This window comes from Streptomyces sp. NPDC044064, from assembly GCF_056434245.1.
Genome location: NZ_JBWKFN010000001.1, coordinates 83,456 through 106,922, shown reverse-complemented (window position 1 = coordinate 106,922; position 23,467 = coordinate 83,456). Strand labels below are relative to the sequence as shown.

19 protein-coding genes are annotated in these 23,467 nt (G+C 71.4%); 9 read left to right on the top strand and 10 right to left on the bottom strand.

What is annotated here, in order from left to right:
• Nucleotides 1-21 precede the first annotated feature (21 nt).
• From AC07DS_RS00525 to AC07DS_RS00485, 9 genes are all read right to left on the bottom strand, one after another.
• Complete coding sequence (locus AC07DS_RS00525) at nt 22-1,002, bottom strand: SMP-30/gluconolactonase/LRE family protein (RefSeq protein ID WP_479141300.1); 981 nt, start codon at nt 1,000-1,002, stop codon at nt 22-24.
• Nucleotides 1,003-1,162: 160 nt separating this feature from the next.
• Complete coding sequence (locus AC07DS_RS00520) at nt 1,163-1,615, bottom strand: hypothetical protein (RefSeq protein WP_479141299.1); 453 nt, start codon at nt 1,613-1,615, stop codon at nt 1,163-1,165.
• Nucleotides 1,616-1,710: 95 nt separating this feature from the next.
• On the bottom strand, nt 1,711-2,484 hold the full coding sequence (locus tag AC07DS_RS00515; RefSeq protein WP_479141298.1) for a polysaccharide lyase family 7 protein: 774 nt from the start codon (nt 2,482-2,484) through the stop codon (nt 1,711-1,713).
• A 135-nt stretch (nt 2,485-2,619) separates the two neighbouring features.
• The gene (locus AC07DS_RS00510) at nt 2,620-3,834 is read right to left on the bottom strand and encodes a chitinase (RefSeq protein ID WP_479141296.1); all 1,215 of its coding nucleotides are present in this window, start codon (nt 3,832-3,834) and stop codon (nt 2,620-2,622) included.
• Between the two features lie 133 nt (nt 3,835-3,967).
• The gene (locus AC07DS_RS00505) at nt 3,968-6,601 is read right to left on the bottom strand and encodes a glycoside hydrolase family 31 protein (protein WP_479141294.1); all 2,634 of its coding nucleotides are present in this window, start codon (nt 6,599-6,601) and stop codon (nt 3,968-3,970) included.
• A 210-nt stretch (nt 6,602-6,811) separates the two neighbouring features.
• On the bottom strand, nt 6,812-7,240 hold the full coding sequence (locus tag AC07DS_RS00500; protein WP_479141292.1) for a PaaI family thioesterase: 429 nt from the start codon (nt 7,238-7,240) through the stop codon (nt 6,812-6,814).
• A 43-nt stretch (nt 7,241-7,283) separates the two neighbouring features.
• Nucleotides 7,284-7,532, bottom strand: a complete 249-nt coding sequence (locus tag AC07DS_RS00495; protein WP_479141290.1) for a tautomerase family protein — start codon at nt 7,530-7,532, stop codon at nt 7,284-7,286.
• A 26-nt stretch (nt 7,533-7,558) separates the two neighbouring features.
• Nucleotides 7,559-8,467, bottom strand: coding sequence for an SDR family oxidoreductase (locus AC07DS_RS00490; protein WP_479141288.1), 909 nt, complete (start codon nt 8,465-8,467; stop codon nt 7,559-7,561).
• Nucleotides 8,468-8,525: 58 nt separating this feature from the next.
• Entirely contained in the window at nt 8,526-9,275 is a 750-nt protein-coding gene (locus tag AC07DS_RS00485; protein ID WP_479141286.1) for an SDR family oxidoreductase, read from the bottom strand.
• Nucleotides 9,276-9,415: 140 nt separating this feature from the next.
• On the opposite strand from AC07DS_RS00485, the gene AC07DS_RS00480 reads away from it, so the two are divergent.
• From AC07DS_RS00480 to AC07DS_RS00470, 3 genes are all read left to right on the top strand, one after another.
• The gene (locus AC07DS_RS00480) at nt 9,416-10,285 is read left to right on the top strand and encodes a helix-turn-helix transcriptional regulator (protein WP_479141284.1); all 870 of its coding nucleotides are present in this window, start codon (nt 9,416-9,418) and stop codon (nt 10,283-10,285) included.
• A gap of 310 nt (nt 10,286-10,595) precedes the next feature.
• Nucleotides 10,596-11,702, top strand: a complete 1,107-nt coding sequence (locus AC07DS_RS00475) for a GNAT family N-acetyltransferase (protein ID WP_479141282.1) — start codon at nt 10,596-10,598, stop codon at nt 11,700-11,702.
• A gap of 163 nt (nt 11,703-11,865) precedes the next feature.
• Nucleotides 11,866-14,508, top strand: a complete 2,643-nt coding sequence (locus tag AC07DS_RS00470) for a WD40/YVTN/BNR-like repeat-containing protein (RefSeq protein WP_479141280.1) — start codon at nt 11,866-11,868, stop codon at nt 14,506-14,508.
• A gap of 45 nt (nt 14,509-14,553) precedes the next feature.
• Here the strand turns inward: AC07DS_RS00470 and AC07DS_RS00465 are convergent, their stop codons facing one another.
• The gene (locus AC07DS_RS00465; protein WP_479141278.1) at nt 14,554-15,144 is read right to left on the bottom strand and encodes a hypothetical protein; all 591 of its coding nucleotides are present in this window, start codon (nt 15,142-15,144) and stop codon (nt 14,554-14,556) included.
• 384 nt (nt 15,145-15,528) lie between these two features.
• On the opposite strand from AC07DS_RS00465, the gene AC07DS_RS00460 reads away from it, so the two are divergent.
• From AC07DS_RS00460 to AC07DS_RS00435, 6 genes are all read left to right on the top strand, one after another.
• Nucleotides 15,529-16,230, top strand: coding sequence for an SDR family oxidoreductase (locus AC07DS_RS00460; protein WP_479141276.1), 702 nt, complete (start codon nt 15,529-15,531; stop codon nt 16,228-16,230).
• A 145-nt stretch (nt 16,231-16,375) separates the two neighbouring features.
• Nucleotides 16,376-17,545, top strand: coding sequence for an FAD-dependent oxidoreductase (locus AC07DS_RS00455; RefSeq protein WP_479141274.1), 1,170 nt, complete (start codon nt 16,376-16,378; stop codon nt 17,543-17,545).
• A 119-nt stretch (nt 17,546-17,664) separates the two neighbouring features.
• Complete coding sequence (locus AC07DS_RS00450; protein ID WP_479141272.1) at nt 17,665-19,476, top strand: RICIN domain-containing protein; 1,812 nt, start codon at nt 17,665-17,667, stop codon at nt 19,474-19,476.
• 50 nt (nt 19,477-19,526) lie between these two features.
• Nucleotides 19,527-20,342 carry an inositol monophosphatase family protein gene (locus AC07DS_RS00445; protein ID WP_479141270.1) on the top strand — a complete coding sequence of 272 codons (816 nt, stop codon included), beginning with the start codon at nt 19,527-19,529 and terminating at the stop codon, nt 20,340-20,342.
• A gap of 132 nt (nt 20,343-20,474) precedes the next feature.
• Nucleotides 20,475-23,015, top strand: a complete 2,541-nt coding sequence (locus tag AC07DS_RS00440; RefSeq protein ID WP_479141269.1) for a discoidin domain-containing protein — start codon at nt 20,475-20,477, stop codon at nt 23,013-23,015.
• 84 nt (nt 23,016-23,099) lie between these two features.
• Entirely contained in the window at nt 23,100-23,339 is a 240-nt protein-coding gene (locus AC07DS_RS00435; protein ID WP_479141268.1) for a chaplin, read from the top strand.
• The last annotated feature ends 128 nt before the right edge of the window (nt 23,340-23,467 follow it).

Here is a 23,467-nt window from a genome sequence, read left to right as displayed (position 1 = left end):
CCGCGGCGGGCGCACAGCGGGCTAGAGGCGGCCGAAGAGCTGCCGCAGACGGGCCAGGAGCAGATTCGGGTCCCGCCTGGTCGAGTACGCGGCGCCGGGCACGTAGACGGTCCGGCCGCGCACGGCCACCGAGGTCGGGTTGGACAGCCCGTCCCGACGGGTGAGGATCACCGAGTGCGTGCCGTCGCGGCGCGCCAGGGCCAGCTCGCTGGATCCGTTCAGCGCGGCCAGCACGGTGCTGCCGTGCCCGGGGAAGGTGAAGTCGTCGATACCGGTGAGCCCGGTGGCCCGGGTCTCGACCGGCTCCGCGGAGCCGTCCGGGGCGAAGGGGAAGCGGAGCAGCGTCCCGCGGTCGCTGTTGGACACCCACACCGCGCCGCGGTGCACCTTGATGCCGTTGGCGCCGTACCCGGAGCCGGGCGGCACCGTGCCCGGTGCGAGCCGGGTGCCCCGCGCCCACACCGTGGGAGTGCCGCCCGACCGGGGGACGCGCCAGACGGTGCCCAGCACGGAGTCGGCGGCGTAGAGCACGCCGTCGCGCCCGTTCAGGGCCAGGCCGTTGGGCAGCCCGTCCGGCGGGAGTTGGGCGATCTGCCGCGGTGCGCCGCCGCCGGCCGGGATCCGCCAGATGCCGGTCTCCCGGGTGCCGGTCGCGTAGTTGACGTAGAGGGTGCCGTCGTTCCCGCGGGCGATGCCGGTGACGACGGCGCCGTGCAGGACGGGCGTGTTCGGACGGGCCACGGCGGGCAGGGTCGCGAGGATCCGGGTGTCGCCGTCGAGCGTCACGTGGGCGACCTGCCGGGCGAGGGCGAAGGTGAGGTCGGCGGAGCCGTCGGGTTCGAGCGCGATGTTCTCGGGCGTCTGCCCGGCGGCCAGGCCGAAGTGGGCCACGACGCGTACATCGGTGAAGGTCGGCTCGTGGCCGCTGGCGGGCGCCGCCGCGATCAGGCCGAGCGCGAGCGCGGCCGCGGCCGCACCGGCCGGGCGGGGGAGTCGGGGCATGTGACCTCTCTTCGTACGGCGCGCGGGGCGCCGGAGTGCGGGGTCACACAAAGATGGCCGTGTGCCGGTCACCGGGCAGGGGAGCCGGGCCGCGGGGTCGCCCGCGCGGCCCACGACATGGCGCCGCGAGCGGCCCGCGCGGGTGACGGGCCGCGGGCGGTCAGTCCCAGAGCGGGTAGGTCATGACCTGCTGGAAGCCTTCCGGCCGGGCACCCTCGTAGATGAGGCTCATCCGGGTGTAGTGCTCGGTGTCCGGGTGCTTCGTCCACGGCCGCGGGCGGTCCAGCAGGACGGTCACCCGGTACGAGTGGAAGGTGCCCGCCGCGCAGTACGGCTTGCAGTCGTTGACCGCGTTCAGGCCATCGGCGGTCGCCACTCGGGAGCCCCAGTTCGACCAGTCGAGCCCGACCAGGCGGCTGTTGCCGTCGCCGCAGGCCAGGATGAAGTCGACCGGGCGGACGTGGCGGTTCCAGAAGCAGTCGACCAGCACGGGCTTCGGGGGAACGGCCTTCGGTGCCGTGGTGGGCGGGCTCGCCGCGGCCGTGGTCATGGCCGCTGTCAGCATGGCCCCTGCGGCGAGGGTGACCGCTGTTCCCGCCAATGATCCGCGCATGGTCGCTCCCACCCGTCGTGCCGTGTCCGACCGCGTGCATCTCGACGCTACGACCGTCCGCCCCGTTGCACCAGTCGCGCAGGTCGCGCCGCGTGTCACCCGTGCCGGACGGTCAACCCGTAGAAGGCGACCCGGGCCCCGTTCGTGGTGCTGTCCGAGGAGGACTGGTTGTAGGAGCCGGCCTTGAAGTACTGCTTGTACGGCGCGAACGACGACGGGATGCCGTAGCGGGTGGTGGTGCCGTTGACGGTCAGCTCGACGGTGTTCCCGCCGGAGATCGCGATGGTGTAGTTCCACGTCCTGCCGATCGGCACGTGCCCCACGGTGTGCGGTGTCTGACCGCCGGACGGCGAGTTCTCGGTGCCCAGCACGATGTCGCCGTTCGCGTGGTAGTACAGCTCCAGCAGCGGCTTGGTGGAGGAGCCGCCGGAGCCGAGGTGGATCTGGCCCACGCACACGTTCTTGGTCACCGAGACCACCCGCAGGGTCGCACTCATCCGGTGCGAGCCGCCGAGCGGCCAGTCGGCGGGGCTGCCGCTGCGGTTCATCTCGCGCAGCTCGGAGCGGGCGTAGTTCGAGTTCGGCGTGGTCACGCCCTTCTCGGGCGCCCAGAAGGTCATTGCTCCGTCGCGGGTGTCGGTGTAGAAGTACGCGTCCTGGTAGCCGTTCGCGCCCTGCAGCCGGGACGAGGGGATGGTGGTCGGGGAGCCGGGTGAGCCGACGGGCTCCTGGAGCTGCCATATGGACAGGTCGAAGTTGCCTCCGGGTGCGACATGGGGGTCGGCCGCGTCGGCGCTGCCGCCGAGGGCGGTCAGGGTGAGGGCGAAGCCCGCGGCGGTCGTGGCCGCGAGGAGCCGGGAGCGGGTCATGTGGGGGGTCCTTCCGCCGGAAGGATGCGTTCAGGCGTTCAGCTACCCGTTCGTTCAGTATTCTGAACGCTGAACGCATCCTTGTTCATCGGTGACCCGTGAAGTTAGAGGTCTGAACCAGACGCGTCAAGAGGTTCAGCAGGCGCCCTCGTCCTGCCACGGACCCCACTCGGAGGCGCCGGGCACCTCGTTCTGGGTCCACCACTTGGCCTTCCAGTTGTGCTTGTTGTACGAGACCTCGTTGCCGGAGGTGTACACGGTCGTCGAACTCCAGGCGGTCTTGCAGGACGTCGGGGTCGGCGTCGGCGTCGGCGTGGGGGTGGGCGTGGGGGTGGGCGGGGTGACCCCGGCGAACTTCACCGAGTACTTGGCGAAGTCCCAGGAGTTCTGCGTGACGCTGGAGCAAGTGCCCGACGTGCGGCCGCCGTTGTCGGCTGGCGTGCACTGGCGGTCGCGGTTGAGGGACCAGAAGGTGAACCGGTCCATGTTGTGACTGGTGGCGTAGTCCAGCACCGTCTGGAAGTCGGCCTGCGTGAAGTACTCGCCGGTGTCGCTGCGGCCGTTCATGCCGGAGAAGCCCTCGTGGGCGTAGGCGGTCGCCTGGTCCCAGCCGAATGTGGACTGCAGGATCGAGTTGAAGTTGGTCAGCGCGCCGGTCTGGCTCGCCGCACCGTTGAAGCCGCCGTCGAACGGCATGATGGAGAAGTTGTTCGGCGTGAACCCCTGCGACTTGGCCTCCAGCAGCATCTGCTTGCCGAACCAGCCGGTCCCGTCCGCCGTGCCGGCCGTGGTCACGGACACGTACAGGCCCGGGTTGTTCTGCTGCAGGATCTTCGCGGCGCCGATCTCGTTCCTGATCGCCGCGGTGTTCTCGTACTCCGGCTCCTCCAGGTCGAAATCGATGGCGTGCAGCCCGTACTTGGTGATGACCTGCTGGTACGCGGCCGCCGTGGAGGCGGCGTCCGAGCAGGCCTGGCCGAGTTTGGTGCCGCCGTACCCGCCGATGGAGACGGAGACGTCGCCGCCCTTGGCGCGGATGGTGTCGATGACCGACCGAACCGCCGTGTCGGAGGAGACCGGGGCCGTGCCGCCCCAGGTCGGGGAGCAGCCGCCGCCGTTGGGTGCGAGGACGAAGGCCAGCTGGAAGGCCTTGAGGCCGGTGGCATCCATGATGGTGGCCGCGTCCGGCGGATCGTTGTCCAGCGGCATCAGGTAAGGGGCTGCGGCGTACCACCGGTTGCTCAGTGCGGTGGTCGCGCCCGAGGCGTTGCCCGCGACGAGCGCGGTCGTGCCCGCGGCGGCCAGTCCGACGGCGGCCGCCGCTCCCAGGCATGCCCGAAGACGTCTCACTGCGTGCCTCCAGAGGGGTGTGGGGTGGGGAGGTGCCCCAGCCTCCGGGGGGTGATGCGGTCACGTCAATGGGTTGGTCTAGTCCAAAAGGTCTCTTTGGACTAGACCATACGAGTTCTTTACTCGATGCTCCTCATGTGAGACGAAGAGTGAAGCCGCGGCCGAGCGGCAGGCTCGGGGTGCGGATGGTCGTCACCCGGCTGTCGCTGTCGAACGACCAGGCGGAGTCCGGCAGTTGACGCCCGTCGAGGTAGACGTGCTGCGGCGCCGTCCTGCCGTGCACCGTGAACCGGTACGTCCGCGCATCCGCCTTGCCCGCGTAGTCGCCCTTGCTCGCGCCGACCGAGACGGTCGTCCCGTCGGCGCCGGTGCGCAACGAAACGCGCTGGGTGGCAGCGGCACCCTTGGCGAAGTCACGGGTCACCCCGTCGTCCTCGTACAGCGTGTAGCGGTTGGTGCCGTGGGCGGACGGGTACAGGTCCCAGTCCAGCTCGTGCCGGTCGCGGGTCTGCCAACTCGTCGTGCCCTTGGGCCACATGGGGACGATCGCACCCTCGCGCACGAACAGCGGGAGCGTGTCGAGCGGCGCGTGGTAGCCGTTCAGGGTGGTGGGACCCTGGTAGGTGCGGCCGGTCCAGTAGTCGGTCCAGGTGCCCTTGGGCAGGTAGATGCCGTCGCGTGTGTCGGAGTCCTGGTAGACCGGGGCGACGAGGAAGTCGCGGCCGGACAGGAACTCGTACCTGGCCTGCGCGCCCAGCGTGTCCGGGTCGTCCGGGTACTCGAGCCACAGCGGGCGCACCGCGCCCACGCCCGTCTTCGCCGCCTCGGCGGACAGGGTGTACATGTACGGCAGCAGCCGCTCCTTCAGCTGCAGGTACTTGCGGTTGACCGAGGTGTACGGCTCCCCGTCCCGCCACGGCTGCTGGTCGGCGGGCTTGCCGGTGGTGATGTCGCTCGCCCAGCCGTCCATCGTCATGATGGCCGGCAGGAACGCCTTCCACTGCAGGTCCCGCGCGTACATCTTGGCGTCGTGCCGGTAGATGCTGCCCACGTCACCGGTGTTGTAGGCGATGCCGGACATGGTCGCCCCGGCATAGGTCGGGATCTGCCAGCGGATGTAGTCCCAGGACAGCTTCTGGTCGCCGCTCCACAGCACCCCGCACCGCTGGGCGCCCGCCCAGGACACCGGCAGCCATACGAAGCCGCGCGCGTCGCTGTTGTCCTCGATGCCCTTCTTCGCCGCGTCGCAGGCGTCCAGCGCGAACTTGTAGCCGTTGCCGACCCAGGCCACGTCCAGCTTGGCCACCCGCTGGCCGGCCTTGACCTGGTCGGCGAGTTTGTCGATGCCGTCCTGGGTCCACAGACCGAGCTGGGCGGAGTGGTCCTGCAGGCCCTTGGCGGTCTGCTCCAGGTTCTCGTACCCGCAGCCGTAGCCGTCGTTGACCAGCATCCAGCCGAGCGGCATCTGGTTCTCGGTGTAGCCGTCGGCGACCTTCAGGGCGTCCAGGGTGTGCCGTTCGCCCCGGTTGGCGTTGTGCAGATAGCAGTCCGAGTCGCCGGGTTCGAGACCGTAGACCGGAGGCATGAAGGGCTTGCCCGTCAACTCCGTGTATTTGCCGATGACCTGCTTCGCGTCGCCGAGGAAGTAGTAGGCGTCCAGCCGCCGTTCCTGCTGTCCGGTCGTGACCGGCGAGCCGAAGGTGTACACACCCGGCGCGAAGGTGTTGCGGAAGACGCCGTAGCCCGCGCTGGAGAGGTAGAACGGCTGGGAGTTGTTGTAGCCGCCCTCGTTCCAGTCGAAGCTGTTGGCCACGTACATGGTCTGCCCGCGGTGCGAGAAGCTGCCGTTCTGTTCGCCGCCGCCGAAGAACTGCTCGTCGGTGCCCCGTGTGAGGCTCTGCCGCATCCCGCCGGTCGACCAGCGCAGCGGCTTGTCCTCCTGCCAGATCCGGGTGCGGTTGTCGGGCTTGTACAGCCCGAACCGCAGCGGCTTCTTGTACACGCGCAGCACGGCTTCGGGGGAACGGACGCCGTAGTAGGCGCCCGCGTCGAAGGACGAGGTGTGCCGTTGGAGCGCGGGCTGCCTGCGCACGATGGCCGTGCCGGCCGGATCGCTCAGCGAGCCCGACGGGTCCGCCTGGAGCCGGAGCCGCCCTCCCGTCATGAAGTCGGCGCGGGCGGTGAGCGCGCCCGCGCCGATCGTGTAACTCCCGTTGCCGCCGGTGAAGGACGTGAGATCGCCGGCGTCCGTGGTCGCGGGCAGATAGGCGGTGCCCGTGAAGGAGTTGTCGTGCACGTCGTACGGCACGACCAGGACGTGGTACGTCCCCGACGCGCGCGGGATCACCGTGGCCTCGGGGTCGGCGGTGCCGGCGCTGGACGCCACCTGCTTGCCGTGGTCGTCGTAGACGTACAGGTCGAAGTCGTCGGAGGGCTTCTCCCACTTGACCGACAGCGGTACCCCGCCCTCGGGGTTGTCGTCCCAGTAGCCGTCCGGCACCGAGACGGTCAGGTCGAAGCGGTCACAGACCTTGCTGTCGGGGTCGGCGGCCGCGGCGGGGCAGCTCTCGGGGCCGCCGCCGGTGCCCTTGGCGTAGACCGGGCTCTGCCAGTCGACGCTGCTGTGGGCGGAGTCGAGAACGGCGCCGGCCGCTGTCGCGGCGGCCGCGGCGGGTGCCGGGGCGGTGAGCACGGTAGTGGCCAGGGCGGTCGCCAGCCCCAGCGGAACCCAGGCCGGCCACGGCACACGGTGTCGGAATCTTCGCACGGCGGAACAGCTCCCATCGCACCATCGCGGATTGACTGTCCTTGCGTCTGCTGCTCGGAAGCGCTCGAAACAAGGTTCAATCGAGCAACTTCACGCACGAAGCCTCAAGGTTGACGCAGGTTCATGTCAATACGGCGGTGCGGATCACGGCCGGACACGGCGAAGGCCGGCCCCGCCATCCGCAGGGGCCGGCCTTCGTGTCGGTGACGCTCAGCCGGTGTTCTTGCGGAGCACGATCTGGGTCTGCGTGGTCTGCCCGACCAGGCGGTCCCGGTCGTCGTGCAGGTCCGTCTGCACCACCAGCAGGGTGCCGCCGAGGTGCAGGGGGCGAGCCGTGGCACGGACGTGGCCGCTGGTGACCGCGCGCAGGAAGTTGGTCTTGGACTCCACCGTCGAGGTGCCGGACGCCCCCTCGGGCAGATTGAGGTAGGCGCACACGGCACCGACGCTGTCCGCCAGCGCCATCAGCACGCCGCCGTGCAGCGCACCGCCCGCCGTACAGAGGTCCGGTGACCAGGCCAGGCTTCCGACGCTGCGCTCGGCCGTGGCCTCCCGCAACTCGATGCCCAGCCCGGCCGCGAACGGCATGGCGGCCAGCAGATCACCGGGTTTCGGGACGACCGGCTCGGAGGGGGACATGAAGTACCGCCTTTCGTGGGTGCCTTGGTGCTGCGGACGGTGATCAACTGTGCTGCCGCCGGGCAGGGTGCGCCAGTCGGTCCTCGGACGACTCCTGCAGCATGGCCAGGGTCAGCACACCGCCGCCGATGCCCCAGCCGCCGTCGGCGACCTCCTCGACCAGGACCATCGTGGCGGCGCGGGCGCGCTCGCCGTAGATCTCGGTGTACAGCTCGGTGGTGCGGGTGACGATCAGCTCCTTCTGCTTCTCGTCCAGGCTTCCGGCGGGGACCTTGAAGTTCGCGAACGGCATGGTGGATCTCCTTGGTCGAGGGGGTGTCAGAGCGAGCTGCCCACGGTGAGCAGGTCCTGGAGTCCGGCGCGGCGGAAGAAGTCGACGCGGATCCGGTCGGCGACCGCGGACACGACCTCACTCCCGTCGCGACTCGGGTCGACGTGCGTGCGCAGCGGCCGCCGGCCAGTCGGCAGGCCCACCAGACGTACGACCGCCTCGGCGACCTCGGCCACGTCCGCGTCCGGCGGGACGAGCGCCCCGAGCCGCTGGTCCAGGCCCGCCAGCAGGGAGCCGTAGCGCTCGTCGTAGGCGGCGGCGCGCCCGGTGTCGGCGGGCGTGCCCGCGTGCGCGAAGTGATTGGTCCCCGAGGTGAAGGCACCGGGGACGACGATCGTGGTGTCGATGCCGAACCGGACCAGCTCGGCGGCGTAACTGACCGCCAGCGCGTCCATCGCCGCCTTCGCGGCGAAGTACGGCGCCAGGAACGGCGGGCAGCCGCCCCGGGTGCTGGAGCTGCCGATCCACACCAGCAGGCCCTCGCCGCGCTCCCGCAGGTGGGGCAGCGCGGCCCGGTTCACGCGCTGCGCGCCGAGCACGTTGACGTCGTACAACTGGGCCAGCTGCTCGGGGGTGAAGGCCTCGGCGGGTCCGGTGACCATGTGGCCCGCGTTGTGCACCAGCACGTCCAGGCGGCCCTCGGCGGCCAGGACCCGGGCGACGGCTGCCTCTGCGGAGTCCTGGGAGGTCACGTCGAGGTCGACGGCGTGCAGAGCCACGCCGTGCTCGGCCGCGTACCGGTCCAGTTCTGCCACGGCCTGCGCGTTGCGGGTGGCCGTCTGCCGGATGCCCGCGTGGACGGTGTGGCCGGCGTCGGCGAGCGCGCGCACGGTCAGCGCGCCGAATCCGCTGGAGGCGCCGGTGACCAGGACGGTCAGGGGAGTGTCGGTGGTCATGATTCCTCGCAGAGAGAGGGAGACGAGGGGAAGGGTGACGAGGGGGAGGCGAGGGGTGTCAGACGATGCCGCCGTTGGCGCGTACGACCTGCCCGTTGACCCAGTGGCCGGCCGGGGAGGCCAGGAAGGCCACCACCTCGGCGATGTCGGCGGGCGTGCCGAGCCGCTCCAGCGGGGGCTGGGCCGCCAGCGCGGCGACCGTCTGCTCGTCCTTGCCGTCCAGGAACAGATCGGTGGCCGTGGGCCCGGGGGCGACGGCGTTCACGGTGACGTCCCGGCCGCGCAGTTCCCGGGCCAGCACCATGGTCATCGCCTCGACCGCGCCCTTGCTGGCGCTGTAGGCGCCGTAGGCCGGGAAGGACAGCCCCACCACGGAGGTGGAGAAGGCGATGAACGAGCCGCCCCGGCGCAGTGTCCGGGCCGCCTGCCGGGCGACCACGAAGGTGCCGCGGATGTTGGTGCGGTGCATGGCGTCCAGTTCCGCCAGGTCCAGTTCGGCGATCGGCGCGAGGTACATCCGGCCGGCCGCGTGGACCACGACGTCGACTCCGCCGAACTCGCGGGCGGCCGTCCCGAACAGCTCGGCGACCTGGTCCTCGTCGGCGACGTCGGCCCGGACCGCGACCGCACGGCCACCGGCCGCGGTGACGTCCTCGACGGCGGCCTCGGCCAGGTCGCGGTTGCCCGCGTACCCGACCACCACGGCGTAGCCGTCGGCGGCGAGCCGGGTCACCGTCTCGCGGCCGATGCCGCGGGAGCCGCCGGTGACGACGGCGACGCGGGGAGCTGCGGTTTCCTGCGTGGACATGGGGACTCCTGGGTGCTGAAGGGGCTGGTTCCCGGTTGCGCCTCCAGCCTGGGCCGCCGTCCGCGCGGCAGCCACGGCTCGCCTCACCCTGGGGTCGGCAACCCCTGGTTACGCGCCGTGGCAGGGGTGACCATGGGGGCGTGAACCACTCGGAGCTCGCCGCCTTCCTGAAGTCCCGCCGTGACCGGGTCCGTCCCGCGGACGTCGGCCTGCCCGCCGGGCCCCGCCGACGGGTCCCGGGACTGCGACGCGAGGAGGTCGCGCAGCTGGCCGGGCTCTCCGCCGACTACTACACGGAGCTGGAACGCGGCCGCGGCGCCCAGCCCTCCGCACAGGTGCTGGCCGCCCTCGCCCGCGCCCTGCGGCTGAGCGGCGACGAACGCGACCACCTCTTCCACCTCGCCGAGCGCCCCGTGCCGACCGCCCACAGCACCGCGGCACACGCCCAGCCCGCCCTGCTCGGCCTGCTGGACCGGCTCACCACCACCCCCGCGCAGATCATCAACGATCTGCACGAGACCCTCGCCCAGAACCCGCCGGCGCTGGCGCTCCTCGGCCCGCCCCCGGTCACCCGGGGTCCCGAGGCGAGCTTCGTCTACCGCTGGTTCACCGACCCCGCCGCCCGCGCCGTCTACCCCGTCGAGGACCACCCGCACCACTCCCGGGTCTTCGTCGCGGACCTGCAGGCGGTCGCCGCCCGCCGGGCCAAGGACGCCGAGGTCGCCCGCATGGTGACAGCGCTGCGCCGGCGCAGCGAGGAGTTCGCCGCGCTCTGGGAGCGGCGGGACGTGGCGCTGCGGCGCACCGACCACAAACGGATCGTCCATCCCGCGCTCGGCGTCATCGAACTCGACTGCCACAACCTGTTCAGCGAGGACGGCCGCCAGCGCCTGCTGTGGTTCAGCGCCCCGCCCGGCACCGAGGGCGCCGCACAGCTGGAACTGCTGTCGGTGATCGGCACGCAGGACATGACCGCGGGCGCGGATCGTTCGGAGCACCGGCCGGGCTGAGGCAGGGGGCGCACGGTGCACGCCGTGCCGCCCCGATTCGTCACCGATGTCCGCCGACCCGTGGCGGACCATCCGTCGCCTGAGGCACCCTTGACAGTGTGCGTACGGTTTCGCGACGTTTGAGCACTGGCGCACGGCGGGGAGCCGGAGTCAGCACAGGAGATGACAGGACGCGCCCGGCGCGTCATGGGGGGAGCGGTCGCCATGCGATCCATGAGTCACGGTCCACACGGTGTGCCACACGCCTTGCCGGCCTGCGCGGTACGCGAGAGATCGCTCGCGGAGCCGGCGGAAGGGCGGGCGAGCTGACGTGCAGATCACGATCCACAGACCCGGTGACCTGACCTCCGCGCTGCGCACCGCCTGGCATCGGGCGATGGACGAGTCACCCGAGTACGCCAACCCCTTCCTGGCGCCGGAGTTCACCATCGGGGTGGGCCGTCGGCGGGGCGGGGCACGGGTGGCGATCCTGCGGGAGGACGGGGACCCCGTCGGCTTCTTCCCGTACGAGAAGGGGCCCTTGGGTACCGGCCGGGCCATCGGACTCGGGCTGTCCGACTGCCAGGCCCTGGTGCACCGGCCCGGCGTCACCTGGGACGCCGCGGATCTGCTGCGCGCCTGCGGGCTCAGCATCTTCGAGTTCGACCATCTCGTCCAGGAACAGCGGCCGTTCGCCCCGCACGTCACCGGCAGCTTCGCCTCACCGGTGATCGACGTGAAGCCCGGCGACGGCGGCTACGCCGATTGGCTGCGCGGCACCTACCCGGGGCTGGCCAGGACGACGCTGAAGAAGGAACGCCGGCTCGGGCGGGACATCGGCGAGGTGCGGTTCGAGTTCGACGAGCGGGATCCGCGGGCCCTGCGCACGCTCATGGAGTGGAAGTCCGCCCAGTACCGCCGTACGGGACGCATGGACCGCTTCGCGCGGCCCTGGATCGTGGACCTGGTGGACCACCTCTTCCATGTGCGCGAGGAGCACTTCACCGGAGTGCTGTCCGTGCTGTACGCGGGGGACCGCCCGGTGGCCGCCCACTTCGGCCCGCGCTCCAGTACGGTCCTGGCGGCCTGGTTCACCGCGTACGACCCCGAACTGCACTACTACTCGCCCGGGTTGATGATGCATCTGAGGACCGCCGAGGCGGCCGCCCGCAACGGGGTGACCCTGGTGGACCTGGGGCGCGGCGACAAGGAGTACAAGGACTGGCTCAAGACCCGTGAACTGCGGGTCGGCGAGGGCTTCGCCGCCCGCGCCCACCCCGTGGCCATGGCGCAGCGGCTGTGGCGCAGACCGGTACGCGGCCTGCGCAACACGGTCCTCGCCCATCCCGGGCTGCGCGAGCCCGCCGACCGTCTGCTGAAGACGGCGGGCCGGCTGCGTACCCAGGGTCTGCCCGGCGCGGCAGGCCGCGGGGAGTGACACGGAGGGACGCCACCCGGCGCCCGCCGCGCCGGAAGAACGCGGGCCGGACAGTTATCTACTGGCAGGTTCTTGTCAAAAGCGCGTCAAGTCACGGACGATCCACCGTCCGCGTGGTCGGGTCTCTCGCGACGGCAGTCGATGCCCCTCTGGGAGGTCCCCGTTGTCCGTGCCGACCCGCAGAAGACGGTGGTTCACCGTCTGTGCGCTCACCGCGTCCGCCGCGCTCGTCGCGATACCCCCGTCCGCCGCCTCCGGCCGCGGCGGCGTCAGCCCCTTCGGAGTCCGTACGCTCGGCCAACTCGCCAAGGAGCGCGTGCAGTCGGTGGGCGCCATGTCGCCGCACCTGAAGGCCGATGACGACGACGGCAACGAGGCCGACGAGATCGCCGAGGGTGCCGACCAGTACGCGGAGGCCCGCACCTCACCCGGTGTCGTCCAGCCCGGTGCGTACGGCGCCGCCTGGCGTGGCCTCAGGAACCTGCCGAGCACGGACGGCAGCTGGCGCAACATCACCGACGTGCCATACAACTCCGACGACCAGCGCTACCGCGACATCGACTCCAACTCCAGTGGCGGCTCGGGCAATGTGACCGGCCGGATGGCCGCGATCGCCGCCGACGACGGCGGCTACGTCTACGCGGGCAGCGCCGGCGGCGGGGTCTGGCGCTCGCGCAGCGGAGGCGGCCACTGGCAGCCCATCAGCGACCGGCTGCCCGCGCAGTCCACCGGTGCCCTCGCCCTCGACGGCGCGGGCCGCCTGTGGCTGGGCACCGGCGAGGCCACCACCAACGCCGACGCCTACCTCGGCAGCGGCGTCTACGTCCTGGCCCACCCGCACCACGGCGCGTTCTCACCGCGCCGCCGGGTCGGCGGCGACGAACTGGACAGCACCACCGTCCACGAGCTGCGTTTCGGCGGCGGCAAGGTCTGGGCGGCCACCAGCGAGGGCGTCTGGAGCCACTCCACGAAGAAGCTGGGCGGCGCCTGGAAGCTGGAGTTCGCGCCCAACCCCGACTATCTGCCGGGCGGTTCCAAGGCCGGTGACCCGAGCGCCCCGTACAAGAACATCGCCAACGACATCGCCATCGACCCCAAGGACCCGTCCAAGGTGGTCCTGGCCGTCGGCTGGCGCAGCGGCGACGACTACAACGGCTTCTACACCGAGACCGGCGGCACCTGGACGCGGATCACCGGCGGCCTCGGCGACTTGCCCGGCGACGCGGACAACGTCGGCAACGTCACCTTCGCCCGCTCCGCCGACGGCTCCCGCTACTACGCCATCGAGCAGTCGCCCGAGCAGCTGAACACCAACCCGGACAGTGGTCTGGAGGGCATCTTCGTCTCCAGGTCCGGTTCCCCGACCGGCCCCTGGACCAAGATCGCCGACTACAAGGGACTCGCCGCCGACAACTCGGCGCTGACCACCGCGGGTTACATGCCGGGCGTCCAGGCCTGGTACAACCAGTTCCTCACCGTGGACCCGAGCGACCCGCAGCACGTGTACGCCGGTCTCGAGGAGGTCTACGAGACCAAGGACGGCGGCACGAACTGGTCCACCGTCGGGCCGTACTGGAACTTCACCTTCTCCTGCTGGAGCATCGACCCCGCCAAGCAGACCGGCGACTGCCACCAGACCACCCACTCCGACCAGCACGGCGTCGCGATCGGCCGCTACCACGGCAAGAGCTTCGTGTACGTCGGCAACGACGGCGGTGTCTACAAGCGCCCGGCCGACGGCTCCCAGGACGCCTCGGGCCACGCCACCGACTGGACCTCCCTCAACGACGGCACCATCGACACCCTCCAGTACTACTCCGTCGGCATCGGCAGGGACCTCGACCACGGCGGCCTGTCCGTCACCGGCGGCCTGCAGGACAACGGCCAGTCCGTCCTGCGCGCCAATGACAAGGTGATGGGCTCCAACTTCGGCGGCGACGGCGGCGACACCCTGACCGATCCCGCCAACGGCTGCAACATCGCCCAGGAGTACGTCTACCTCGCCGTCCAGGTCACCCAGAACTGCGCCGTCAACGACGGCAGCTGGACCACCGACGCGAGCAAGGCCACCTCGTACGGCGTCGCGCCGCCCGACAACGCCACCAGTGAGGCCCGTTTCATCGCCCCGCTCGCGACGGACCTGAAGAACGGCTCCACCTGGATCGCCGGCGGCCGTCACATCTGGGTGCAGACCCACGGCTACGCCATCCGCAGCGGCGCCGAGTGGACGAGCGTGCACGACTTCGGCGCCGGGCGCGTCGCGACCGCCGTCGCCGCCTCCGGCGGGAAGGTCTACGCCGCCTGGTGCGGACCGTGCAACAACCAGGGCTTCGCCCGTGGCATCGCCGTCGGCAACGCGGACGGCACCGGCTGGCACGACATCACCCTGCCGGTGGACGGGACCGTACCCAACCGTTACCTCAGCGGCTTCGCCGTCGACCCGAAGAACGCCGATCACGTCTTCCTCGCGGTCAACGGCTTCTCCCGGCACTGGACCGAGGGCCCGGGCGCGGGCGTCGGCCATGTCTTCGAGTCCACGGACGGCGGCACCACCTGGAAGGACGTCTCGGCGAACCTTCCCGACGTGCCGACCGACTCCGCCCTGGTGACGGCGGACGGCGGCCTCGCCGTGGCCACCGACCTCGGCGTCGTCTACCGCGCACCGGGCCGTACGACGTGGCAGCGCGTCGGCGACCTGCCGGCCGTCGCCGTCCTCCAGCTGAAGACGAGCCCCGACGGCGGCACCCTGTACGCGGCCACCCATGGCCGGGGCATCTACACCATCAGGCTCCGCGACCTCGACTGAGCGGCGCGCACGAGTGCGGAACGGGTGACCCCGCTGATCCCGGGGTCACCCGTTCCGCGTGTACGGCACCACGTTCACGTCCAGTGTGAAGACACCCCGCGGGGCACCCGCCACGTCCGGAGCCTTCGCCGAGACGGTGACCCGGGCGGCGCCGCCCCGGGTGCCCGCGCAGCGCAGGGTGGCGTGCGCGCTGCCGTCCGGGTCCACCTGCCAGCCCGAGACCAGGACGAGGGCGAGCGCAGAACTCGTCACGCCGGTCCACCGTTTGTCGTCCTCGCGGGGCCGCAGCACCAACCGCACCACCGCCCCGGGCCGCACACACAGCTCGCGCCGCACCGGGTCACCGGGGGAGACGGCGACGTCGACGGTTCCGGCGGCACAGCGCGCGGCCGGTGCCGAAGGGCTCCGGGCCCCGCCGGAGGTGGACGCGGGGGCGGCAGGGCTGCTGGACGTGCCGCCGCCGCCCCCGGACGGAGAAGGCGGCCGTGACGCCCCGCCCCCGGCACCCCGCCCCGCCGACGCGCCGCACCCCGCCAGCAGGACCACCGAGGCCGCCGCACACCCGACCGTCCACCACCGCATACCGGACCTCCCACAGACGCCGCCCGCCACCGCGAGCGGCGAACCGAGTGACATGTGGACCAGCATGACCCCCAGGCCGGTACGGATGTCCACCCCGGTCGGTGCTCGAAGCGAGCCCGGTGGCCGGGCAAGCCTCAGGCGACGCGGTCCAGCGACGCCTCCAGGTCGAGTTCGCCCTCGCGGGTCTGGGCGCCGGCTGCCACGGCGGCTCGCATCCGCTCGACCACGGCGTCCGGTGCCGGGTAGACCCCGCCCAGGGCCTTGCTCTCCTCGCCGAGCCCCGCCAGCAGGCGTCCACTACTTCAGGCGCGGCCGGGTAACGGCCAGTGCCTCGCGGCGGTGCGGGGCGGCGACTGAGGTCGACGTCCGCCTTGAGCCTGGAAACCGATCGGTTTACGATGCTGGAAACCGATCGGTTTCACCTGTCTGGAGACTGCCGTGACCGCACTCAAGAACGCCGTCGTCCTCGTCACCGGTGGCAGCCGTGGCGTCGGAAAGGCCATCGTCGAGGAGCTGTACGAGCGGGGAGCGGGGAAGGTGTACGCCACCGCCCGCGACCCGCGCACCATCACCCACCCCGACGCCGTCGCGCTGCCTCTGGAGGTCACCGACCCCGCCTCGGTGGCGGCCCTGGCCGAGCAGGCGCCGGACGTGACCGTACTGATCAACAACGCCGGCATCTCGACCGGCGCCCGGGTGCTCACCTCCCCGCTGGCGGACGTGCGCCGCGAGTTCGAGATCAACTACTACGGTCCGCTGCTGCTCACCCGTGCCTTCGTGCCGGTCATCGAGCGCAACGGCGGCGGCCACATCCTGAACGTCCACTCCGCGCTGTCCTGGCTCGCCGACGGCAGCAGCTACAGCTCCACCAAGGCCGCCCTGTGGTCGCAGACCAACAGCCTGCGCCTGGACCTCCAGTCCCACGGCATCCAGGTGACGGGCCTTCACATGGCCTATGTGGAAACCGACATGACGGCCGGACTCGACGCCCCGAAGGCGAATGCCCACGACATCGCGGTGGCCGCCCTCGACGGCATCGAGTCCGGCGCACACGAGGTGCTCGGCGACGACACCACCCGCTGGGTCAAGTCCGTCCTCTCGCAGGACCTCGCGTCGATGTACCAGCAGCTCGCCGAGTGAGCCCGGAGTCCGGGCCGCCGGGCGTGGCGCAGGTCAGGCCCCCGGACACGTCCGGATGTGACACCACGTTCTTGCCCGCCCCGCCGTTCATGGCGTAACTGTGCCACCGGTCGAGGTAGCGGAACGGGACGGTGGGGTGGATCCGATGGCACGCACACTGGTGATCGGCGGCGGCATCGCGGGCACGGCGGCAGCGCTGGGCCTGCAGAAGGCCGGACACGAGGTCGCCCTCTTCGAGGCGCACCCCGACACCGCCGAGGACATCGGCGCCTTCCTGACCCTGGCGACGAACGGCATGCGTGCCCTGGCCCAGCTGGACGCCACGGACGCCGTCACGACCATCGGTTTTCCGCTGACTTCGCTGCGCCTGCTCGATCGCACGGGCACCGAGGTGACACGCGCCCCGCTCGCCGGTGCGGACGATCCGGCCCTGCGCTACCGCTGCCTGCGCCGCGGCGAGCTGAACGCGGCCCTGCAGGCGGAGGCGGCCCGGCGCGGCATGGCCGTCGTCCACGGCGCCCGCCTGGTGTCCGTGGACGACGGCCCCGACGATGTCACCGCGCACTTCGCGGACGGCAGCACCGCCACCGGAGACCTGCTGATCGGTGCGGACGGCCTCAACTCGGCCGTGCGGGGCCATGTCGCAGCCCTCGCGGCGCAGCCCGTGTACGCGGGCCAGCGCGTCTTCTACGGCTACACGGACGGCACCCCCGCGACCGAGGACACCGGGGCCATGACCATGGTGCGCGGCAGCAAGTCCGCCTTCGGGTACGCGGTCTCGCCGGAGGGGGAGACGTACTGGTTCGCCCGCACCGCAGGCGACCCGCTGCCCGCCGGTCGCCCCGCCCACCGCGCGCCCGGCGGCCGGCGCGAGGAACTGCTCCTCTTGCTGCGCGAGGACGCCGGCCCGGCCGGCGACATCGTGGCGGCCGGCGCCGACCGCATGATGGTCGTCAACGCCGCCGAGATGCCGCTCGGCACCCCCTGGCACGCGGGCCGGGTCCTCCTCATCGGCGACGCGGCCCACGCGGCCTCCCCGGCCACCGGGCAGGGCGCCTCGATGGCGCTCGAGGACGCAGTCGTCCTCGCCAAGGCCCTGCGCGACACCCCTGACCCGCGTACCGCGTTCGCCGTCTACGAGCAGCACCGCCGCCCGCGCGTTGAGCACAACATCACCGTCAGCGGCGGCATCTCCCGCGGCACCCACACCCCCTCGCGCACCGGTTCCGCGGCCCCCGGCGCCACACGCGTCGACGACGCGCTGATCCGCCAACTGGCCTGGGGGACACCGCTCCCGGCCGGCGTCGACGAGTAGCGCCGAGCGGCGGGCCGCCGCGAAAGTGCAAGAGACGGAGCATGGGAGTCCATTGCCGGAGCAACCACCGGGCCCGGATCGTTCCGGTGCAACCGGCCCTTCGGCAACAAGGAGCACCCGTGCGACTGTTGAGCAGAGCAGGCGGCGCCCTGGCCGCGGCCGCCGCCCTGACCCTGGGCGGCGGCACACCGGCCCCGGCGTCCGCCACGTCCCCGTCCGCCGACGCGAGCTACAGCGTGAGCGTCGGGACACCGGTGCCGTTCACTCACCCCACGGACACCCCCGCCACCCCGTACACCGACAAGGACGGCACCTTCCACTACCAGCAGTCCGCCGCCCTCTACGGTGCGAAGGACCCGCGCACCTGGGACTTCTACACCGGCAAGGACTTCGACACCGCCAAGTTCGACAAGACGCTGAGCAAGGCCGTCGACCCGGCCAACTCCGCCGACCGCAACGACGACACCACCTGGCGGTGCAACAACAGCCCTACCGGCCGCGAGGCGACGTACGCCCCGAGCGGCTCCGGCTACGCGCAGAAGAACTACTGCGACCTGTCCGGGGTGTGGGTCGACCCCGACACCGGTGACTGGTACGGCCTCGTGCACAACGAGTTCACCCCGCAGCCGTTCGGGGACGGACTGCACTACGACGCCATCGACTACGCCGTCTCCACCGACCGGGGCCGCACCTGGACCATCGAGGACCACGTCCTGACCTCCCCGTACAGCACACGGCGCGGGGACTCGACCGCCTTCCCGAACCAGACGTACTCCTACGGCGACGGCGACCAGCGCCTCTACGCGGACACCGCCTCCGGGTACTTCTACGTCTATTACGGCTCCCGGATCGTGGACAAGAAGGGCGGCTGGAAGGCCTTCTACGAACACGTGGCCCGCGCCCCGATCTCCGCCAAGATGGCCCCCGGTTCCTGGCGCAAGTGGTACGACGGCTCCTGGTCCCAGCCCGGCACCGGCGGCCGGGAGAGCAACATCGTGCCCGTCGACGCCGGCCACCCCAGCGGCTACACCCCCGTCTCGGGCGAGTACGACCCGGCAGGCACCGGCACCGCGGCCGAGCAGATCGCGGCCGGCAGGATGCCCCCGACCTCGCCCCTGTTCGTCATGAACATCGCCTACGACGCCCACCTCGGCCTGTACATCGGCGAACCGCAGGCCGTCGACCAGAGCGGCGACTCACCGCAGTACTTCTACGCCACCGACGACCTGACCTCCCAGAAGTGGCACCTGATCGGCGACACCGGCGGCTACACGAACGCGTCCTGGTACCGCTGGTTCCTCGACCCCGCCAGCCGGACCGGCTCCGCCGTCGTCGGCAGGACCTTCCGCTCGTACTGCTCCTTCGGCTGCTCCCACGACTCCTCCGGCGAGTACGTCGACGTCACCGTCGACTCCGACCGGCCCGCAGCCCCACCGGTGGACACCACCCGCCGCTACCGCATCACCGGCGGCACGGGCCGGGTCCTCGCCCAGAGTTCCCGCGGCGCCGGCACGGCGTCCGCCGCGTCCGCCACCGGCTCCGCCCGGGAGTCGTGGACCTTCACCGCCACCGGTGACGGCGCCTTCACCCTCACCAACGCCGCCAGTGGCCGGCTGCTGGGCGTCGACTCCGCCGACGCCGCCGGCCGTGCCTGGGGTGCCCGGCCGACCGTCACCGCGGCACCGGCCGGCGGGCCGACCGTGGGTCAGCAGTGGTTCCTGATCCGCTGTGCCCGTGACGGCGGCGGCTACCGTCTCGTCAACCGCTACAGCGGCCTCGTCCTCGCCCTGTCCGGGACCTCCGGCCGGCACGCCGAGACCACCCCGGCGCGCAACTGGACGGACACCAGCGGCAGTTCCGTCGGCGGTGGGCGCACCGCGGCCGAACAGACCCTGTCCCTCACACCGACCGGACCGGCCCGCACACGGTGAACCGCTCCGGGCCCGCCGGCCCGGCGGGCCCGGAACCTATCCTGCTCGACATGCTGATCTACAACGGGGAGTCCGACGCCCAGCTGGCCCTGGCGGCCACCAGGGCGGGCGCGGACGTGGTACGCGACATGTACGGGAAAGCCCTCGCCCGTTTCGACAAGTCCGCCGGCGACTTCGCGACGGCGGCCGACCTCGCGGCGGAACAGGCCATCGTGGACGTGCTGCGCGAGGCGCGGCCCGACGACGCCGTCACGGGCGAGGAGAGCGGCAGCACAGGTGCCACGACGGCGCGGCGCCGCTGGCTGGTCGACCCGCTGTGCGGCACCCTCAACTACGCGGTGCGGAACATGCTGGTGGGGGTGAACGTGGCTCTGCGGACGGACGACGGGATCACGGCGGCCGCGACGGCCGACCCGTTCAGCGGCGAGGTGTTCTGGACCGACGGGCAGCGGGCCCTGCTCCGGAACGACGGCGGGGACGAGGAGTTGACGCCCTCGCCCGACTCGCAGCTGGTGGACGTCAATCTCGACCCGCCGTTCCCCAACGCCCCCGGCTTCCGGGCGGTCCGCCTCCTGGCCGACCCGGGGTTCGTGCGGCGCTTCAGGCCCCGGGTGGTCTCCACGACCCTCGCGGTCGCCTGGGTGGCCGCCGGCCGCCGGGCCGCGTACGTCACCGACGGCGACCTGCGCGACAACGTGCACTTCTCCGCCGGCATCGCCCTGTGCAGGGCCGCCGGCTGCACGGTCACCGGCATCCACGGCCAGCCCCTGCACACCGGGGCGGGCGGCCTGATCGTGGCCGCCGATCCGGAGACGCACGCCGCACTGCTGGAGACGGTCGGGAACCAGACACGCCGGCAGGCGTAGCGCGACCCGGCAGGCCTTCGGAGGTTTTGACTTCCGAAGGCTTGCCGCCCAGTTGGCTCACCACTTAAATCAAAACATGAACTAAGCCATGGGGTCAGCTTCTTGACCTCCGCAGCCGCATGGAGCCGCCACATGAGACTGAGATCCCTGGGCATCGCGCTCGCCGCCACGGCAGCGCTGATCGCCCTGCCCACCACCCATCCACCGGCCGCCGCGGCCGACACCCCGCTGTCACAGGGGAAGACGGCCACCGCGTCCTCCACCGAGAACGCCGGCACCGCCGCGGCCGGGGCCGTCGACGGCGACACCGGTACCCGCTGGTCCTCGGCAGCCGCCGACGACCAGTGGTTCCAGGTCGACCTGGGCACCACCGCCTCGGTCACCCAGGTGGTCCTGAACTGGGAGACCGCCTACGGCAAGGACTACAAGGTCCAGATATCCACGGACGGGACCGACTGGACCGACCTGAAGTCCGTCACCGGCTCCGACGGAGGCGTCGACACCCTCGACGTGTCCGGGCAGGGCCGCTACGTCCGCATGCTGGGTGTGCACCGCGCGACCCCATGGGGCTACTCGCTCTGGGAGTTCCAGGTGTTCGGCTCGACGAGCGGCACCCAGGCCACCTGCGGCACCGCGAATGCCGCGCAGGGCAGGCCCGCCACCGCCTCCTCCACCGAGAACGCCGGCACCCCCGCCTCCGCCGCCTTCGACGGCGACACCGGAACCCGCTGGTCCAGCCGGGCCTCGGACCCGCAGTGGCTCCAGGTGGACCTCGGCTCGGTCAAGGACCTGTGCAAGGTCGACCTGAACTGGGAGACGGCGTACGGCAAGGACTTCCAGATCCAGGCCTCCGCCGACGGCCAGAGCTGGAGCACCCTCAAGAGCGTCACCGACGCGACCGGCGGCACCGCCTCCTACGAGGTCAGCGGCTCCGGCCGCTACCTCAGGATCCACGGCACCGCACGCGGCACCGGCTACGGCTACTCGCTGTGGGAGGTCGCCGTGCACACCGGCTCCACCGGTACCCCGCCGGTCCAGGGCGGCGGTGACCTCGGCCCCAACGTGATCGTCGTCGACCCCTCCACCCCCGATCTCCAGAAGAAGTTCGACGACGTCTTCGCCCAGCAGGAGTCCAGCCAGTTCGGCACCGGGCGCTACCAGTTCCTGCTCAAGCCCGGCACCTACAACGGCCTCAACGCCCAGCTCGGCTTCTACACCTCCGTCTCCGGGCTCGGCCTGAACCCCGACGACACCCAGATCAACGGCGACGTCACCGTGGACGCGGGCTGGTTCAACGGCAACGCCACCCAGAACTTCTGGCGTTCCGCGGAGAACCTCGCCATCAGGCCGTCCAACGGCACGGACCGCTGGGCGGTCGCCCAGGCTGCGCCCTTCCGCCGTATCCATGTCCAGGGCGGCCTCAACCTCGCCCCGAACGGCTACGGCTGGGCCTCCGGCGGCTACATCGCCGACTCGAAGATCGACGGCACGGTGGGCCCCTACTCCCAGCAGCAGTGGTACACCCGCGACAGCTCGGTCGGCGGCTGGACCAACGGCGTCTGGAACATGACCTTCTCCGGTGTCCAGGGCGCACCGGCCACCAACTTCGACAGCGGCCCGTACACCACCCTGGACACGACACCCGTCTCGCGCGAGAAGCCCTTCCTCTATCTGGACGGCTCCGCCTACAAGGTGTTCGTCCCGGCCAAGCGCACCGACGTCCGCGGAGTCTCCTGGCCGGCCGACGCGGGCACCTCGATCCCGCTGGACCAGTTCTACGTCGTGAAGCCGGGCGCCACCGCCGCCACCATCGACCAGGCCCTCGCCCAGGGGCTCAACCTCCTCTTCACGCCCGGGGTCTACCACCTCGACCGGACCATCGACGTCACCCGTGCGAACACCGTCGTCCTCGGTCTCGGTCTCGCCACCCTCGTCCCGGACAACGGCGTCGACGCGATGCACGTGGCCGACGTCGACGGAGTCAGGCTGGCCGGATTCCTGATCGACGCGGGCCCCGTCAACTCCGACACCCTCCTGCGGATCGGTACCCCCGGTGCCACCGCCGACCACTCCGCCAACCCCACCACCATGCAGGACGTGTTCGTGCGCATCGGCGGCGCCGGACCCGGCCTCGCCACCAACTCCGTGGTGGTCGACAGCGACGACGTCATCATCGACCACACCTGGATCTGGCGCGCCGACCACGGCAGCGGCGTCGGCTGGGACACCAACCGCGCCGCCTACGGCCTTCACGTCAACGGCGACGACGTCCTCGCCACGGGCCTGTTCGTCGAACACTTCAACAAGTACGACGTCTACTGGAACGGGGAACGCGGCCGGACGATCTTCTTCCAGAACGAGAAGGCGTACGACGCCCCGAACGCCGCCGCCATCACCCACGACGGCATCGTCGGCTACGCGGCCTACAAGGTCGCGGACTCCGTCACCACGCACGAGGCATGGGGGCTGGGCAGCTACTGCAACTACACGGCCGATCCCTCGATCGTCCAGGCCCACGGCTTCCAGGTCCCGGCCACGGCAGGCATCAAGATGCACGACCTGCTGGTGATCTCCCTCGGCGGCAAGGGCCAGTACGCCCACGTCGTCAACGACACGGGCGCCCCCACCTCCGGCACGGACACCGTCCCCTCCAAGGTCACCCGGTTCCCGTAGTCCCGAACGGCGTACCAGAGCGGGCGGGCGTCCTCCGGTGCCGCTGAGATGGAAGGGTCCCTACGTCAACCAGTGAGGCAACTCATGCGTATGCGCAGCTTTGCTACCACAGCAGTTCTCGCAGGTGCCCTTGCACTGACCGGCACGACGGCCGCCCACGCGGCCGACCCGAACCCGGTCGGCGTCGCCACCGACAGCCCGGGCGTCCTCTCCGGCAACGTCATCCAGATCCCGCTCGACCTCGACGCCAACCTGTGCGGCGACAGCATCGACATCATCGGGTTGCTGAACCCGGCTCTCGCCAACTCCTGCACCAACGGCTGAAGACGTCCCGTGGGGGGGGGGGGTGTTCCGGGGGGGGCGGGGGGGGGGGCGTGCGGAGGGGGGGGCGGTGGTGTGCGGGTGGTGGGGGAGGGGGGAGCATGTGTTCAGCGGGGAGCGCGTGCCTGGCT

Excerpts from the sequence above, each read along its gene's own strand:
- AC07DS_RS00525 (WP_479141300.1), bottom strand. The coding sequence starts at position 1,002 with ATGCCCCGACTCCCCCGCCCGGCCGGTGCGGCCGCGGCCGCGCTCGCG.
- AC07DS_RS00520 (WP_479141299.1), bottom strand. The coding sequence starts at position 1,615 with ATGCGCGGATCATTGGCGGGAACAGCGGTCACCCTCGCCGCAGGGGCC.
- AC07DS_RS00515 (WP_479141298.1), bottom strand. The coding sequence starts at position 2,484 with ATGACCCGCTCCCGGCTCCTCGCGGCCACGACCGCCGCGGGCTTCGCC.
- AC07DS_RS00500 (WP_479141292.1), bottom strand. The coding sequence starts at position 7,240 with ATGTCCCCCTCCGAGCCGGTCGTCCCGAAACCCGGTGATCTGCTGGCC.
- AC07DS_RS00495 (WP_479141290.1), bottom strand. The coding sequence starts at position 7,532 with ATGCCGTTCGCGAACTTCAAGGTCCCCGCCGGAAGCCTGGACGAGAAG.
- AC07DS_RS00490 (WP_479141288.1), bottom strand. The coding sequence starts at position 8,467 with ATGACCACCGACACTCCCCTGACCGTCCTGGTCACCGGCGCCTCCAGC.
- AC07DS_RS00485 (WP_479141286.1), bottom strand. The coding sequence starts at position 9,275 with ATGTCCACGCAGGAAACCGCAGCTCCCCGCGTCGCCGTCGTCACCGGC.
- AC07DS_RS00465 (WP_479141278.1), bottom strand. The coding sequence starts at position 15,144 with ATGTCACTCGGTTCGCCGCTCGCGGTGGCGGGCGGCGTCTGTGGGAGG.
- AC07DS_RS00455 (WP_479141274.1), top strand. The coding sequence starts at position 16,376 with ATGGCACGCACACTGGTGATCGGCGGCGGCATCGCGGGCACGGCGGCA.
- AC07DS_RS00445 (WP_479141270.1), top strand. The coding sequence starts at position 19,527 with ATGCTGATCTACAACGGGGAGTCCGACGCCCAGCTGGCCCTGGCGGCC.
- AC07DS_RS00440 (WP_479141269.1), top strand. The coding sequence starts at position 20,475 with ATGAGACTGAGATCCCTGGGCATCGCGCTCGCCGCCACGGCAGCGCTG.
- AC07DS_RS00435 (WP_479141268.1), top strand. The coding sequence starts at position 23,100 with ATGCGTATGCGCAGCTTTGCTACCACAGCAGTTCTCGCAGGTGCCCTT.